Below are 15,992 nucleotides of genomic sequence, written 5' to 3'. Positions count from 1 at the left end.
CGCTCCCACAGTGGACCGCATTCCACTGTGGGAGCGAGCCTGCTCGCGAAGCTTTTGGGGTCGGTAGCCAGATAACAATGTGTTCGATAAACGAACGCTCAGTCGATTATCGGATTGTTTGAGGTTTTTCACAGGCTTAATCTTCAGTCATTCCGGCGCTGCGCATCGGCGCCTTTTTCAACCACTGTTGGTTAATAACAAATGGGAGCCTGCCCCAATGGCTGAAATTCTTTCGCTGCACGACGCGGTGAAGCAATTCGTAAACGACGGCGATACCGTTGCGCTCGAAGGCTTCACTCACTTGATCCCGACGGCGGCGGGTCACGAAATCATTCGTCAGGGCAAGAAAGACTTGACCCTGGTGCGCATGACGCCCGACCTGATCTACGACCAGTTGATCGGTGCCGGTTGTGCTCGCAAGCTGATTTTCTCCTGGGGCGGTAACCCGGGCGTCGGTTCGCTGCACCGTCTGCGTGACGCCGTCGAGAAGCAGTGGCCACACGCGCTGGAAATCGAAGAACACAGCCACGCCGACCTGGCCAATGCCTACGTCGCTGGCGCTTCGGGCCTGCCATTCGCGGTGCTGCGTGCCTACGCCGGCTCCGACCTGCCGAAGGTCAACCCGCTGATCAAGTCCGTAACCTGCCCGTTCACCGGGGAAGTGTTGGCGGCGGTGCCTTCGGTGCGTCCGGACATCACCGTGATTCACGCCCAGAAGGCCGACCGCAAAGGCAACGTGCTGCTGTGGGGCATCCTTGGTGTGCAGAAAGAAGCGGCCCTGGCTGCCAAGCGCTGCATCGTCACTGTTGAAGAAATCGTCGACGACCTCAATGCGCCGATGAACTCCTGCGTCCTGCCGACCTGGGCCCTGAGCGCGGTCTGCCACGTACCGGGTGGCGCGCATCCTTCCTACGCCCATGGTTACAACGAACGCGACAACCGTTTCTACCAGGCCTGGGACCCGATTGCCCGCGACCGTGAAACCTTCACCGCGTGGATCAACGAGTACATCCATGGCAGCGCTGACTTCAGCGAGTTCCAGGCCAAACTGGCCGCCGCTTCGGAGGCGAAGTAATGACTTACACCACCAATGAAATGATGACCGTTGCCGCTGCCCGTCGCCTGAAGAACGGCTCGGTGTGCTTCGTGGGCATCGGCCTGCCATCGAAAGCGGCCAACCTGGCGCGCCTGACGTCCTCGCCTGATGTCGTCCTGATCTACGAATCGGGTCCCATCGGTGCCAAGCCGAGCGTACTGCCGCTGTCGATCGGTGACGGTGAACTGGCGGAAACCGCCGACACCGTGGTGCCGACCGGCGAGATCTTCCGCTACTGGTTGCAGGGCGGGCGCATTGACGTCGGCTTCCTCGGCGCAGCCCAGGTCGACCGTTTCGGCAACATCAACACCACCGTGGTCGGCGATTACCACGCGCCGAAAGTCCGCCTGCCGGGTGCCGGTGGCGCGCCGGAAATTGCCGGTTCGGCCAAGAGTGTGCTGATCATCCTCAAGCAATCGTCGCGTTCGTTCGTCGACAAGCTCGACTTCATTACCTCGGTCGGCCACGGTGAGGGCGGCGATTCGCGCAAGCGTCTCGGTCTGCCAGGCGCGGGTCCGGTCGGGATCATCACCGACCTGTGCATCATGGAGCCGGAAGCCGGCACCCATGAGTTCGTGGTCACCGCGCTGCACCCTGGCGTGACCCGCGAGCAAGTGGTCGCCGCCACCGGTTGGCCGATCCGTTTTGCCGACAGTGTCGACGTTACCGCCGAGCCAACCGAAGTCGAATTGACTGCACTGCGTGATCTGGAAGCCCGTACCGCGGCAGCCCATGGCCAAGCACCTGGAGAAGCGTGATGCGTGACGTTTATATCTGCGACGCGATTCGCACCCCCATCGGCCGCTTCGGTGGTGGTCTGTCGGCGGTCCGCGCCGACGACCTGGCCGCCGTGCCGATCAAGGCGCTGATGGAACGCAATCCGTCGGTGGACTGGACGGCCGTGGACGAGGTGTTCCTCGGCTGTGCCAACCAGGCCGGTGAAGACAACCGCAACGTGGCGCGCATGGCGCTGCTGCTGGCCGGGCTGCCGGAAACCATTCCGGGCGTCACGCTCAATCGCCTCTGCGCCTCGGGCATGGACGCCATTGGCACCGCGTTCCGCGCCATCGCCAGTGGCGAGATGGATCTGGCGATTGCCGGTGGTGTCGAGTCGATGTCCCGCGCACCGTTCGTGATGGGCAAGGCCGACGCGTCGTTCTCGCGCAACATGAAGCTGGAAGACACCACCATCGGCTGGCGCTTCATCAACCCGCTGATGAAAGCCCAGTACGGCGTGGATGCGATGCCGCAGACCGCCGACAACGTGGCCGACGATTACGAAGTGTCTCGCGCAGACCAGGATCTTTTCGCTCTGCGCAGCCAGCAACGCACCGCTGTCGCCCAGGCCGCAGGCTTCTTCGCCGAAGAAATCGTCGAAGTACGCATTGCCCACAAAAAGGGTGAAACCGTGGTCAGCCAGGACGAGCATCCTCGCGCCGACACCACCCTGGAAGCCCTGACCAAGTTGAAACCGGTCAACGGTCCCGACAAAACCGTCACCGCCGGCAACGCTTCGGGCGTGAACGACGGTGCGGCGGCATTGATCCTGGCCTCGGCCGAAGCCGTGAAAAAACACGGTCTGACGGCCCGCGCGAAAGTGCTGGGCATGGCCAGCGCCGGTGTCGCGCCTCGGGTGATGGGCATCGGCCCGGTACCGGCCGTGCGCAAACTGACCGAACGCCTGGGTGTGGCGGTCAGTGATTTCGACGTGATCGAACTCAACGAAGCCTTCGCCAGCCAAGGCCTGGCGGTGCTGCGTGAACTGGGTATCGCCGACGACGCGCCGCAGGTCAACCCGAACGGTGGTGCCATTGCCTTGGGCCATCCATTGGGCATGAGCGGTGCGCGCCTGGTACTGACTGCGGTGCATCAGCTGGAAAAAACCGGTGGCAAGAAAGGTCTGGCGACCATGTGCGTCGGCGTGGGCCAAGGGTTGGCACTGGCGATCGAACGCGTCTGATCGACCGCAACACATAACCCCTCCTGTGGGAGCGGGCTTGCTCGCGAAAGCGGTGTGTCAGGCAGCATGTTTATCGACTGACACACCGCTTTCGCGAGCAAGCCCGCTCCCACAAGGGAGGGATTTCCCACAAGGGGAGATGTGTTGCTGATGAATCTGTGGAACGGGACTGTTGCAAAGTGTGTCTAGACTCTCACTGTCCCCATTGAGTGAAAAAACAATGACAACTCCAACCGCCATCCCCGCGCTGTACACCGGCGAAGAGCGCAGCAAACGGATCTTCGCCATTGTCGGCGCCTCATCCGGCAACCTGGTCGAATGGTTCGACTTTTATGTCTACGCCTTCTGCGCGATCTATTTCGCCCCGGCCTTTTTCCCGTCCGATAACCCCACGGTGCAGCTTGTAAACACTGCCGGGGTGTTTGCCGCCGGGTTTCTGATGCGCCCGATTGGCGGCTGGATCTTCGGCCGTGTCGCTGACAAGCACGGTCGCAAGAATTCGATGTTGATCTCGATTCTGATGATGTGTTTCGGCTCGCTGCTGATCGCATGCCTGCCGACCTACGCCAGCATCGGGGTCTGGGCGCCGATCCTGCTGCTGTTCGCCCGTTTGCTCCAGGGCCTGTCGGTGGGTGGCGAGTACGGCACGACGGCGACCTACATGAGCGAAGTCGCGCTCAAGGGGCAGCGCGGTTTCTTCGCCTCGTTCCAGTATGTGACCCTGATTGGTGGACAGCTGTTGGCGGTGTCGCTGGTGGTGATCCTGCAACAGTTCCTCACCGAGGATGACTTGCGTGCCTACGGCTGGCGGATTCCGTTTGTGGTGGGTGCCATGGCTGCTCTGGTTTCCCTGTATCTGCGTCGATCGCTGAAAGAAACCACCAGCAAGGAAATGCGTGAAAACAAGGACGCCGGCAGCATCCGCGCGTTGTTCCGTGACCATAAAGCCGCGTTCATCACCGTGCTCGGTTACACCGCCGGTGGTTCGCTGATTTTCTACACCTTCACCACCTACATGCAGAAGTACCTGGTGAATACCGCCGGCATGCACGCCAAGACCGCCAGCTACATCATGACCGGCGCACTGTTCCTTTATATGTGCATGCAGCCGATCTTCGGCATGCTCTCGGACAAAATCGGCCGCCGGAACTCGATGCTGTGGTTTGGCGCACTCGGCACGCTGTGCACCGTGCCGATTCTGCTCAGCCTGAAAAGCGTCACCAGTCCGTTCCTGGCCTTCGTGCTGATTACCCTGGCGCTGGCGATTGTCAGTTTCTACACATCGATCAGCGGTCTGGTAAAAGCCGAAATGTTCCCGCCTGAGGTGCGTGCTCTGGGTGTTGGCCTGGCTTACGCGGTGGCGAATGCAATCTTCGGTGGTTCAGCGGAGTATGTAGCCTTGAGCCTCAAAGCGGTCGGCATGGAAAACTCCTTCTACTGGTACGTGACGTTGATGATGGCGATAGCGTTCCTGTTCAGCCTGCGTCTGCCCAGACATGCGAAGTATCTAGAAAACGACCTTTGATCCACACCCGCGGGCCCAAGCGGCCCGCGCCTCCAGGGACTGTTTATGAACCAGCGACCGGGCAATCAATTGTTCGATGCCTACTTCACTGCCCGCGATATGCGCGACGTGTTCTGCGATCAGGGCCGGGTGCAGGCCATGCTCGATTTCGAAGCGGCATTGGCCCGGGCCGAAGCGCGGGTCGGTCTGATTCCGCAGACCGCTGTGGCGCCGATTGAAGCGGCCTGCCAGGCTGGGCATTTCGACTTTGCCGCCCTCGGCGAAGCCATTGCCACCGCCGGCAACTCGGCGATTCCGTTGGTCAAGGCACTGGGTAAGCAAATCGCAGCGCAGGATGCCGAGGCCGAACGCTATGTGCACTTGGGCGCGACCAGCCAGGACGTGATGGACAGCGGTCTGGTGCTGCAACTGCGCCGGGCACTGGAGCTGATCGACAGCGATCTGGCGCAGCTTGGACAGACGCTTGCGACCCAAGCCCAACGCTATGTCGCGACGCCATTGGCAGGACGCACCTGGCTGCAACATGCGACACCGGTCACCCTCGGCATGAAGATCGCCGGTTGGCTGGGCGCGGTGACCCGCAGCCGTCAGCGTCTGCAAGAGCTCAAGCCGCGTCTGCTGGTGCTGCAATTCGGCGGTGCTTCCGGCACCCTCGCGGCCCTCGGTGACCAGGCGATGCCGATTGCCCTGGCGCTGGCCGAAGAGCTGCAACTGACGTTGCCCGATCAACCGTGGCACACCCAGCGTGATCGCCTGGTGGAATTCGGCTCTGTTCTGGGGTTGATCGCCGGCAGTCTGGGCAAACTCGGACGCGATATCAGCCTGTTGATGCAGACCGAAGCGGGCGAAGTATTCGAACCCTCGGCACCGGGCAAGGGCGGATCCTCGACCATGCCGCACAAGCGCAATCCAGTGGGCGCGGCAGTGCTGATCGGCGCGGCGACCCGTATACCGGGTTTGCTCTCGACCCTGTTCAGCGCCATGCCGCAGGAACATGAACGAAGCCTGGGTTTGTGGCATGCCGAGTGGGAAACCCTGCCGGAGATTTGCTGCCTGGTGTCCGGCAGCCTGAAGCAAGCGCTGTTGGTGACCCAGGGGCTGGAGGTGGATGCCGAACGCATGGCCCGCAACCTCGACCTGACCCAGGGCCTGGTGCTCGCCGAGGCGGTGAGCATCGTTCTCGCACAACGGGTCGGGCGCGACACCGCGCATCACCTGTTGGAGCAATGTTGCAAACGCGCCGTGGCCGAACAGCGTCATCTGCGCGCCGTGCTCGGCGACGAGCCGCAAGTGACCGCCGAACTGTCGGCGGTCGAACTCGATCATCTGCTGGACCCCGCCCATTACCTCGGCCAGGCCCGTACCTGGGTCGAGCGCGCGGTGGCCGAACATTCTGCATTGACTGCCTGAAGGAGATTGCTGTGGCTTTTGTACAACTCGCCGAGGGCGAACTGCATTACCAACTCGATGGCCCGGTGGATGCGCCGGTGCTGGTGCTGTCCAACTCCCTGGGCACCGACCTGCACATGTGGGACGCGCAAATCCCCGCGTTCAGCGAGCATTTCCGGGTGCTGCGCTTCGATACCCGTGGTCACGGCCAATCGCTGGTGACACCGGGGCCCTACAACATCGAGCAACTGGGCCGCGACGTGCTGGCGCTGCTGGATGCGCTGCACATCGAACGCACACATTTCTGCGGCCTGTCCATGGGCGGTCTGATCGGGCAGTGGCTGGGCATCAACGCCGGCGAGCGCCTGAACAAACTGATCGTGTGCAACACCGCGGCGAAAATCGGCGATCCGTCGGTGTGGAACCCGCGTATCGAAACCGTACTGCGTGATGGGAAAGCAGCCATGGTTGCCTTGCGCGATGCGTCGATTGCCCGCTGGTTCACCCCGGACTTCTCCGAAGCCAACCCGGCGGCGGCCAAGCAGATCACCGACATGCTGGCGGCCACTTCGCCTGAAGGCTATGCGGCCAACTGCGCGGCGGTGCGCGATGCCGATTTCCGTGATCAATTGTCCTCGATCAAGGCGCCGCTGCTGGTGATCGCCGGCACCCAGGATGCGGTCACGCCGCCGTCCGGCGGGCACTTCATTCAGGAACACGTGCCGGGCGCCGAGTACGCCGAGTTCTATGCCGCGCACTTGTCCAACGTCCAGGCCGGTGCTGATTTCAGCGAACGCGTACTGGCCTTTCTGACGGCTCGTTGAGGGTAATTCTGTGGACGAGAAACAGCGTTACGACGAAGGCATGAACGTGCGGCGTGCAGTCTTGGGCGATGCTCATGTCGACCGCAGCCTGACCACCCTGACCGAGTTCAACTCGGAGTTTCAGGAAATGATCACCCGCCATGCCTGGGGCGACATCTGGACCCGCCCGGGCCTGCCGCGCCACACCCGCAGCCTGATCACCATCGCCATGCTGATCGGCATGAACCGCGAAGGCGAGCTCAAACTGCACCTGCGCGCCGCCGCCAACAATGGCGTCAGCCGTGGCGAGATCAAGGAAGTGATCATGCAGAGCGCGATCTATTGCGGTATCCCGGCTGCCAACGCCACGTTCCACCTGGCGGAGTCGGTGTGGGATGAGTTGGGGATTGAGTCGCGGGAGTGATTCCCGGCGATTTGCGTTGCCTGATCTGACGTCTTCGCGGGCAAGCCCGCTCCCACAGGATTTGTATGTGCCACACGATTTGGGCATGACACAAAACCTTGTGGGAGCGGGCTTGCCCGCGATGGCGGTGTTGAGGTTTACAACAGGCTGATCGGGTAGCTGATGATCAGGCGGTTCTCATCGAACTCGTTGTTGCTGTAGTCGCGGCGTATGGTCGAGTTGCGCCATTTCACGTTCAAGTCTTTCAGCGCACCACTCTGCACGGTGTAGCCCAGTTCACTTTCGCGTCCCCATTCCTTGCCATCGGTGATCGTGCCGGTGTGTACGTTGTCGCCACTGATGTAGCGGTTCATCAAGGTCAGGCCCGGTACGCCCAGGGCGACGAAATTGTAGTCGTGGCGCACTTGCCAGGATTTTTCCCGGGCGTTGTCGTAACTGGAGTTGTAGCTGTCGTTGGCCAGGGTGCCGCCGCTGGTGCCGTTGACCCGCATCCATGGGCTGTCGCCGGTGAGTTTTTGCAGGCCGACGTAGAAGGTGTTGCCACCGTATTTGACCGAGAACAGGCCGTACATCGTCTTGTTGTCCAACTCGCCAGCGCGGGCGCTGCCGTCATCCTTGCCGTAGAAGAAACCCAGGTTGGCCCCCAGGGTCCAGTCGCCGACGGGCTGGCTGTGGGTCAGGTTGATGAACTGCTGGCTGTAGATGTCCTTGAGTTCGGCGTTCCATACACCGATCTGGGTGCGCTTTTCGTTGAACAGGTACTCGCCGCCCTGGAAGTTGAAACGGTCCGAGGTGAACGCGGCTTTGCCGGTCATCGACATGTCGTCCATGCTGCTGTCGTCCCGCGGGCTGTTCTGGCGGAACTGGCCGCCGTAGAGCGTCAGGCCATTGATTTCCTTCGAGGTGATCTGGCCGCCACGGAAGGTTTGCGGCAGCGAGCGACCGTCGTCCGAACGCAGGATCGGCAACACCGGCATCCACTCGCCCACCTTCACTTCGGTCTGCGACAGCTTGGCCTTGAACGCCACATTGGTGCGGCCGTAGTTATCTGCCGGGCGACCATCGCTGTCCAGCGGCAGCAGTTGCGTACCCCCGGTGCCTTTGCCGCCATCGAGTTTCACCGAATACAGCCCCAGCACATCCATGCCGAAGCCGACGGTGCCCTGGGTGAAGCCGGACTTGGCGTCGAGGATGAAGCTTTGCGTCCATTCCTCAGCCTTCCCTTGGGCCTTGGTCGGGTTGGTGAAGTTACGGTTGATGTAGAAGTTGCGCAGGTTCAGGTTGACCTTGGCGCCTTCGACAAAACCCGACTCTTCGGCCTGGGCGGGCAGGGCCGCGCTGGCCAGGGCGACGGCAATCAGGCTGGGAACGAAATACTGCGCGGAGGAAGGCGTCATGGGCTTGGGTCTCTCTGATTCTTGGGGGTGAAACGGGTTAGTGCCGCAACCGGGAAGGGTGCAGACATGCAGTCGACAGGTTTGGGTGAAGCCTGGGGATCAGCCGGACAGGGCAGGGCGCGGGGGCATGGTGTCGAACCTGTTGTTATTGGTTTTGTGGTTCGATGGTGAAGTGAATGTACTAGATGGTTCAATCTCGAAAAGAGGGTTTTGGGCGATTATCGAACCGAGATTGGCTCTGATTCCTTGTTGTTTGTACTGGCCCCTTCGCGAGCAGGCTCGCTCCCACAGTTGACCGAGTTCCTCCAGCAAGAATGCGGTCCATTGTGGGAGCGAGCCTGCTCGCGAAAGGGCCAGCCGTGAGATCACCTTTCCGACAGGCAAAAAAAAGCCCACCTGATAAGGTGGGCTTCCTGTTTTCACAGCGCTATCAGAACAACTTCAACTTCGGCGCTTCTTCTTTCAACGGCTCGTTTTTTGCCGTCTGTTCGTTCCAGCCACCGCCCAGTGCCTTGTACAGATTCACGGCGCTGACCAGTTGCGCCAGACGGTCAGTGATCAGTGCCTGCTGGGCACTGAACAGCTGACGCTGGGCATCGAGGAAGGTCAGGTTGCTGTCGACACCGATGCGGTAACGACGCTCGGCCAGGCGGTAGTAGTCCTGGTTCGCGGCGACGAAATCACGCTGCGCCTGCAACTGATGGGTGTAGGTCTCGCGGGCGGCCAGGCCGTCGGCGACTTCCTGGAAGGCCGTTTGAATGGACTTCTCGTAGTTCGCTACACCAATATCTTTCTGGATTTTCGAGTAATCCAGGCTGGCGCGCAGGCTGCCGGCGTTGAAGATCGGCAGGTTGATCTGCGGCTGGAACAGCCAGGTGCCCGAACCGCCCTTGAACAGACCGGACAGGTCCGGACTCAGGGTCCCGGCGTTGGCGGTCAGGCTGATGCTCGGGAAGAACGCAGCCCGCGCCGCGCCGATGTTGGCGTTGGCGGCCTTGAGGTTGTACTCGGCTTGCAGGATGTCCGGACGACGTTGCAGCAAGTCCGACGGCAGGCCGGGCGGAACATCGCTCAGCAAATCGTCATTTAGCGGCTTGGCCACTTGCAGGTTGGCCGGGATACCGGTGCCGAGCAGCAGGACCAGGCTGTTTTCATCCTGGGCGACCTGGCGGGTGTACTTGGCCAGTTGCGCCCGGGCGTTTTCCACCGAGGTCCGCGACTGCGCCAGGTCCAGCGCCGAGGCGACACCCACTTCGTTGCTGCGGGCGGTGAGCTTGTAGCTCTCCTCGAACGCGGCGAGGGTGTCCTGGGTCAGCTTGTACAGTTCCTTGTCGGCCTGCCAGGTCAGGTAGGCATTGGCCACGCTGGCCACCAGGCTGATCTGGGTACTGCGCCGGCCTTCTTCGGTGGCGAAGTACTTCTGCAGCGCTTCTTCGTTCAGGCTGCGGATCCGACCGAACAGGTCGAGTTCATAAGCACTGATGCCGACGGTGGCCGAGTACGAGCTGGTGATGCCCGCTTCACCGGTCTGCGAAGCATCGGCCGGAACGCGCTGGCGGCTGCCGGTGCCGTTGGCCGAAACGGCCGGGAACAGATCGGCGCGGGAGATGCGGTATTGAGCCGCAAAGGCGTCGATGTTCAGGGCCGCGACACGCAGATCACGGTTGTTTTCCAGGGCGACCTGGATCAGCTGTTGCAGCGCAGGGTCATGGAAAAACTGCTTCCAGCCCTGTTCGGCGGCGGCCTGAGCCGGCGCCTGGGCCGGCGAGTACGCCAGCCCTTGCGGGTATTGGTCTGCCACCGGAGCGTCCGGCTGCTGATAATCGGGTATCAGCGAGCAGCCACCGAGCACGAAGGCGGCGACTGCCAGGGAGAGTAGCGACTTGCTCATTAGCCAGCCTCTTTAGAAGGTTCAAAAGCAGCGTCCTGGTCGGCGATTTTGCGCTGGCCCATGGACGATACAGTGACGAAGAACAGCGGGACCCAGAAGATCGCCAGTACGGTGGCGGTGATCATACCGCCAATCACACCGGTACCGATTGCATGCTGGCTGCCTGAGCCTGCGCCCGTGGAGATAGCCAGCGGTACCACACCGAGGACGAACGCGAGCGAGGTCATGATGATCGGTCGCAGACGCATGCGGCAGGCTTCGATGGCCGCATCGCGCAGACTGCGCCCCTGCTCGTGCAGCTCCTTGGCAAATTCGACAATCAGAATGGCGTTTTTCGCCGCCAGACCGATAGTCGTCAACAGACCCACCTGGAAGTACACGTCGTTGGACAGACCGCGCAGGCTGGTGGCCATCAACGCACCGATAATCCCCAGCGGTACCACCAACATCACCGCGATCGGGATCGACCAGCTTTCATACAACGCCGCCAGGCACAGGAACACCATCAACAGCGACAGGGCGTACAGCGCAGGCGCCTGGGAACCGGACAGACGCTCCTCGTAGGACAAGCCAGTCCAGGAAATACCGACACCCGCCGGCAGTTTCTGGGCGATGGCTTCGACTTCGGCCATGGCTTCACCGGTGGAATAGCCGGGCGCCGGGGCACCGAGGATTTCCATCGCTTCCACGCCGTTGTAACGGGCCAGTTTCGGCGAGCCGTAGATCCACTCGCCCTTGGCGAACGCCGAGAACGGAACCATGGTGCCGACGCTGTTGCGTACGTACCACTTCTGCAGGTCTTCAGGGCTCATGCGTGCACCGGGTCGGCCTTGCACGTACACCTTCTTCACCCGACCGCGGTCGATGAAGTCGTTGACGTAGCTACTGCCCAGGGCAATCGACAGGGTGTTGTTGATGTCGGCGATGGTAATGCCCAGGGCACTGGCCTTCTCGTCATCGATTTCCAGTTGGTACTGCGGTTCGTCGTTCAAACCGTTCGGACGCACCTGCGCCAGCACTTTGCTTTGCGCGGCCATGCCGAGGAACTGGTTGCGGGCTTCCATCAGCTTGTCGTGACCGATACCGGCGCGGTCTTGCAGGAACACGTCGAAACCGGTGGCGTTACCCAACTCCAGTACCGCCGGTGGCGCGAAGGCAAACACCATGGCGTCACGGAAGGTGAAGAAGTGTTGCTGGGCACGGGCTGCAACCTTGAACACGCTGTTGTCGGCGTTACGTTCGTCCCATGGCTTGAGCATGATGAACGCCATGCCCGAACTCTGGCCACGGCCGGCGAAGTTGAAGCCGGTCACGGTAAACACCGAGTTCACCGCATCGCCTTCACCGCCTTCCTTGCCTGGACGCAGCAGGAACTCACGCATCTCGTCCACGACCACCTGGGTGCGCTGGGACGTCGAACCGGCCGGGGTCTGCACCTGGGCGAACAGTACGCCCTGGTCTTCTTCCGGCAGGAACGCCGTCGGAATACGGGTGAACAGCCAGATCATGCCAACCACGATAAGGATGTACGCCAGCAGGTACGGTGCCTTGCGCGCCAGCATGTTGCCCACGCCGCGCTCGTAGCTGCGTACGCCACGGTCGAAGTTACGGTTGAACCAGCCGAAGAAGCCGCGTTTCGGTGTGCCATGCTCGCCTTTCGCAATCGGCTTGAGCATGGTGGCGCACAGCGCCGGGGTAAAGATCAGGGCAACCAGTACCGACAGGGCCATGGCCGAGACGATGGTGATCGAGAACTGCTTGTAGATCACACCGGTGGAACCGCTGAAGAACGCCATCGGCAGCAGTACCGCCGAGAGCACCAGGGCGATACCGACCAGGGCGCCCTGGATCTGGCCCATGGATTTCTTGGTGGCTTCCTTGGGTGACAGGCCTTCTTCGCTCATCACCCGTTCGACGTTTTCCACCACGACGATGGCGTCGTCCACCAGCAAGCCGATGGCCAGCACCATGCCGAACATGGTCAGGGTGTTGATGCTGAAACCGGCGGCGGCGAGGATGCCGAATGTACCGAGCAATACCACCGGCACGGTCATCGTGGTGATGACGGTGGCGCGGAAGTTCTGCAGGAACAGGAACATCACCAGGAACACCAGCGCGACCGCTTCAACCAGGGTGTGAACCACGCCCTTGATCGATTCGGTCACCACCGGGGTGGTGTCGTACGGGAACACCACTTCCATCCCTTGCGGGAAGAACGGCTTGAGGTTGTCGATGGTCTTGCGCAGCGCTTTTGCCGTGTCGAGGGCGTTGGCACCGGTGGCCAGTTTCACTGCCAGACCGGACGCCGGAGCGCCGTTGAATTGGGCGTTGATGCTGTAGTTCTCGCCACCCAGACCGACGTCGGCGACATCTTTCAAGCGAACCTGGGAACCGTCCTTGTTGACCTTGAGCAGGATCTTGTTGAACTGCTCGGCGGTCTGCAGGCGAGTCTTGCCAATGATCGTCGCGTTCAGTTGGGTGTCGGGCAGGGCAGGCAAACCGCCAAGCTGGCCGGACGAGATCTGCACGTTTTGCGCGGCGATGGCGGTTTTGACGTCGATCGGGGTCAGGTTGTAGTTGTTCAACTTGGCAGGGTCGAGCCAGATACGCATGGCGTACTGGGAGCCGAACACCTGGAAGTCACCCACACCGGCGGTCCGCGAGATCGGGTCCTGCATGTTGGACACGATGTAGTTGGACAGGTCGTCCTTGGTCATGCTGCCGTCGCGGGACACCACGCCGATCACCAACAGGAAGTTCTTCACTGCCTTGGTCACGCGGATACCCTGCTGCTGCACTTCTTGCGGCAGCAGCGGGGTGGCCAGGTTCAGCTTGTTCTGAACCTGAACCTGCGCGGTATCGGAGTTGGTACCTTGCTCGAAGGTCGCGGTGATGGTCATGGTGCCGTCGGAGTTACTTTCCGAAGACACATAACGCAGGTTGTCGATACCGTTGAGCTGTTGCTCGATCACCTGGACCACGGTGTCCTGCACGGTCTGCGCGGAAGCGCCCGGGTAGGTCACGGAGATGGCGATCGCCGGAGGCGCAATGCTCGGGTATTGGTTGATCGGCAGTTTGAGGATCGAGAGGGCCCCGACCAGCATGATCACCAGGGCGATTACCCAGGCGAAAATCGGACGGTCGATAAAAAATTTCGACATGGTTTACTCCCCTTTGCCGGCGGAAGCCTGTTCAGCGACTTTCGCGGGGGCCGGGTTCTTTGTGCCAACGTTGGTCGCCTCGCTGGCATGGACTTCGATGCCTGGCTTGACGAATTGCAGTCCTTCGGTGATCAGGCGATCGCCGGCCTTCAGGCCGTCTTCGATCAGCCACTGGTTGCCGACGGTGCGGCTGGCCTTGAGCTGACGCAGTTCGACCTTGTTGTCGGGGCCGACGACCAGCGCGGTCGGGGTGCCCTTGAGGTCACGGGTCACGCCTTGCTGCGGGGCCAGAATCGCCGCGCTGTTCACACCGGCCTGCAACTGGGCGTGCACGAACATGCCTGGCAGCAGGGTGTGATCAGGGTTCGGGAACACGGCGCGCAGGGTCACGGAGCCAGTGGTCTGGTCAACCGAGACTTCGGAGAACTCCAGCTTGCCTTCCTGCTGGTAATGGCTGCCGTCCTCGAGGGTCAGCTTGACCTTTGCCGAGTTGTCGCCGGCCTTTTGCAGGCGGCCGCTTTCCAGCTCGCGGCGCAGTTGCAGCAGCTCGACCGAGGACTGGGTGACGTCGACGTAGATCGGGTCAAGTTGCTGAATGACCGCCATCGCTTCGGTCTGGCCGTTGCTGACCAGCGCACCTTCGGTCACCGAGGAGCGGCCGATACGGCCGGTCAATGGCGCGTAGACCTTGGTGTAGCGCACATTGATCTGGGCCGTTTGCAGCGCGGCTTCCGATTGCAGGCGGTTTGCCACGGCGGTGTCGTACTCCTGACGGCTCACGGCCTGCTCGTTGACCAGTTGCTGGTAGCGGTCGGAGATCGACTTGGTCGAGCGCAAGTTGGCCTCGGCGCTTTTCAGGGTCGCTTCGTAGACCGCCGGATCGATCTGGTACAGCTGCTGGCCGGCTTTGACATCGCCGCCTTCCTTGAACAGACGCTTGAGAATGATGCCGTTGACCTGTGGGCGCACTTCGGCAATGCGGAACGCGCTGGTGCGGCCCGGCAGTTCGGACGTCAACGTAAACGTTTGCGGCTGCAGGGTGACGACGCCGACCTGAGGCGGTGGTGCGGCCGGTGCCGCTTCTTCCTTTTTGCATCCACTGAGCAGCGATGCGAGGGCGACGGCGGCGACCAGAGCGGTAACAGCTGGCTTGAATTGCATGAAAATCCTCGGGTCAGGCGCGCAAGAAACGCACAAGAAAAGATGGAAAGTTAAAAAATGGGTGCCGGGTGGATAAGTAGCTTGCTAAGGAATATACTTACATTCACGGTTGTTTGTAAATACCTTGGCTGTGTATCCTCACCGTTACAGAGGCCGCCGCAAGGTTCGAAATTGTAAGCCCGGGGACGAGACCCCAGAGCGCTCGCCCCACTTTTATTCAGCGGATATTCAGACATCGCTGAAGCACCCTGATTGAGGTTGTACTGCCATGGTCCGTCGCACCAAAGAGGAAGCCCAGGAAACCCGCAACCAGATACTCGAGGCGGCCGAAAAAGCCTTTTTCGAGCGGGGTGTGGCCCGTACCACACTGGCGGACATCGCGACCCTGGCCGGCGTCACCCGAGGCGCCATTTACTGGCATTTCAGCAACAAGGCCGACCTGGTGCAGGCCATGCTCGACAGCTTGCATGAACCCCTTGATGAGCTGGCCAAGGCCGCGGAGAGCGAAGACGAACTCGACCCGCTGGGCTGCATGCGCCGGCTGCTGATTCATTTGTTTCATGAAGTTGCGCTGGACCCCAAGACCCGGCGTATCAACGAGATTCTGTTTCATAAGTGCGAATTCACCGATGAAATGTGCGATCTGCGCCAGCAGCGCCGCACGGCCAGCCTGGACTGCAACATGCGCATCGGTCTGACCCTGCGCAATGCCGTGAATCGCGGGCAGTTGCCGGAAGATCTCGACACCGTCCGTGCGGCTGTCAGCATCCATGCCTATATAGACGGCCTGCTGTACCAATGGTTGCTCGCGCCGGACAGCTTTGAACTGCATGCCGAGGCGGAGCGTTGGGTCGATATCGCGCTGGACATGCTGCGTTTGAGTCCCAGCCTGCGTAAATGAAACAACATGCGTAATCGGCTTCCCGTGTGTCAACGGTTGAGGCCGAAGATGAACAGTTCTTCACGGGCCCGGCGCCGATGGGGTGCTTTTATATACTTACGTTTGATCGGGTGACAGGTAGCAAGCTCAGTATTTTGTAGGGATTTTGTGTCGAACCCCGTAGGAGCAAGCGGGCGGCGTTCCGACTTGCCCGCGATGGCGGCCTCACAGCAGACCTGACTTTTGCGGCTGTACCCGGATTAACTGTGGGAGCGAGCCTGCTCGCGAAGGCGGCCTTACAGCCG

General features: G+C 61.4%; 12 protein-coding genes. 8 read left to right on the top strand and 4 right to left on the bottom strand.

The window, feature by feature from the left end:
- Window positions 1-217: 217 nt before the first annotated feature.
- The 7 genes from HNQ83_RS29725 (at window position 218) to pcaC (ending at window position 7,197) form a co-directional block, all read left to right on the top strand.
- Window positions 218-1,075 carry a CoA transferase subunit A gene (locus tag HNQ83_RS29725; RefSeq protein ID WP_008054173.1) on the top strand — a complete coding sequence of 286 codons (858 nt, stop codon included), beginning with the start codon at window positions 218-220 and terminating at the stop codon, window positions 1,073-1,075.
- Complete coding sequence (locus HNQ83_RS29720) at window positions 1,075-1,854, top strand: CoA-transferase subunit beta (protein WP_175392407.1); 780 nt, start codon at window positions 1,075-1,077, stop codon at window positions 1,852-1,854. The genes HNQ83_RS29725 and HNQ83_RS29720 overlap by 1 nt, the downstream gene beginning before the upstream one ends.
- Entirely contained in the window at window positions 1,851-3,056 is a 1,206-nt protein-coding gene (gene pcaF / locus HNQ83_RS29715; RefSeq protein WP_175392406.1) for a 3-oxoadipyl-CoA thiolase, read from the top strand. The genes HNQ83_RS29720 and pcaF overlap by 4 nt, the downstream gene beginning before the upstream one ends.
- Before the next feature lie 220 nt (window positions 3,057-3,276).
- Window positions 3,277-4,581, top strand: coding sequence for an MFS family transporter (locus tag HNQ83_RS29710; protein ID WP_175392405.1), 1,305 nt, complete (start codon window positions 3,277-3,279; stop codon window positions 4,579-4,581).
- Window positions 4,582-4,626: 45 nt separating this feature from the next.
- On the top strand, window positions 4,627-5,991 hold the full coding sequence (locus HNQ83_RS29705; protein WP_175392404.1) for a 3-carboxy-cis,cis-muconate cycloisomerase: 1,365 nt from the start codon (window positions 4,627-4,629) through the stop codon (window positions 5,989-5,991).
- Window positions 5,992-6,002: 11 nt separating this feature from the next.
- Window positions 6,003-6,794, top strand: coding sequence for a 3-oxoadipate enol-lactonase (pcaD, locus tag HNQ83_RS29700; protein WP_175392403.1), 792 nt, complete (start codon window positions 6,003-6,005; stop codon window positions 6,792-6,794).
- Between the two features lie 10 nt (window positions 6,795-6,804).
- Window positions 6,805-7,197, top strand: a complete 393-nt coding sequence (pcaC, locus tag HNQ83_RS29695; protein ID WP_175392402.1) for a 4-carboxymuconolactone decarboxylase — start codon at window positions 6,805-6,807, stop codon at window positions 7,195-7,197.
- A gap of 137 nt (window positions 7,198-7,334) precedes the next feature.
- Here pcaC and HNQ83_RS29690 read toward each other — a convergent pair whose 3' ends face one another.
- From HNQ83_RS29690 to HNQ83_RS29675, 4 genes are all read right to left on the bottom strand, one after another.
- A complete protein-coding gene (locus HNQ83_RS29690) occupies window positions 7,335-8,594 on the bottom strand; it encodes an OprD family porin (RefSeq protein ID WP_175392401.1) in 1,260 nt (419 codons plus the stop codon).
- 430 nt (window positions 8,595-9,024) lie between these two features.
- Window positions 9,025-10,485, bottom strand: a complete 1,461-nt coding sequence (gene emhC / locus HNQ83_RS29685) for an efflux RND transporter outer membrane subunit EmhC (protein ID WP_175392400.1) — start codon at window positions 10,483-10,485, stop codon at window positions 9,025-9,027.
- A complete protein-coding gene (emhB, locus tag HNQ83_RS29680) occupies window positions 10,485-13,646 on the bottom strand; it encodes an efflux RND transporter permease subunit EmhB (RefSeq protein ID WP_175392399.1) in 3,162 nt (1,053 codons plus the stop codon). The genes emhC and emhB overlap by 1 nt, the downstream gene beginning before the upstream one ends.
- Before the next feature lie 3 nt (window positions 13,647-13,649).
- Window positions 13,650-14,807, bottom strand: a complete 1,158-nt coding sequence (locus HNQ83_RS29675) for an efflux RND transporter periplasmic adaptor subunit (protein WP_175392398.1) — start codon at window positions 14,805-14,807, stop codon at window positions 13,650-13,652.
- Window positions 14,808-15,075: 268 nt separating this feature from the next.
- Between HNQ83_RS29675 and emhR the strand changes: the two genes are divergently transcribed.
- Window positions 15,076-15,708, top strand: coding sequence for an efflux system transcriptional repressor EmhR (gene emhR, locus HNQ83_RS29670; protein WP_175392397.1), 633 nt, complete (start codon window positions 15,076-15,078; stop codon window positions 15,706-15,708).
- The last annotated feature ends 284 nt before the right edge of the window (window positions 15,709-15,992 follow it).

The organism is Pseudomonas sp. C2B4, from assembly GCF_013359695.1.
In the GTDB taxonomy this organism is placed as follows: domain Bacteria; phylum Pseudomonadota; class Gammaproteobacteria; order Pseudomonadales; family Pseudomonadaceae; genus Aquipseudomonas.
Note: the sequence above shows the minus strand (reverse complement) of the source record. Positions and strands in the feature narration are given on the sequence as shown.

Coding starts and splice junctions, on each gene's coding strand:
- HNQ83_RS29720 (WP_175392407.1), top strand. CDS start 1,075: ATGACTTACACCACCAATGAAATGATGACCGTTGCCGCTGCCCGTCGC.
- emhR (WP_175392397.1), top strand. CDS start 15,076: ATGGTCCGTCGCACCAAAGAGGAAGCCCAGGAAACCCGCAACCAGATA.
- emhC (WP_175392400.1), bottom strand. CDS start 10,485: ATGAGCAAGTCGCTACTCTCCCTGGCAGTCGCCGCCTTCGTGCTCGGT.
- emhB (WP_175392399.1), bottom strand. CDS start 13,646: ATGTCGAAATTTTTTATCGACCGTCCGATTTTCGCCTGGGTAATCGCC.
- HNQ83_RS29705 (WP_175392404.1), top strand. CDS start 4,627: ATGAACCAGCGACCGGGCAATCAATTGTTCGATGCCTACTTCACTGCC.
- HNQ83_RS29675 (WP_175392398.1), bottom strand. CDS start 14,807: ATGCAATTCAAGCCAGCTGTTACCGCTCTGGTCGCCGCCGTCGCCCTC.
- HNQ83_RS29725 (WP_008054173.1), top strand. CDS start 218: ATGGCTGAAATTCTTTCGCTGCACGACGCGGTGAAGCAATTCGTAAAC.
- HNQ83_RS29710 (WP_175392405.1), top strand. CDS start 3,277: ATGACAACTCCAACCGCCATCCCCGCGCTGTACACCGGCGAAGAGCGC.
- HNQ83_RS29690 (WP_175392401.1), bottom strand. CDS start 8,594: ATGACGCCTTCCTCCGCGCAGTATTTCGTTCCCAGCCTGATTGCCGTC.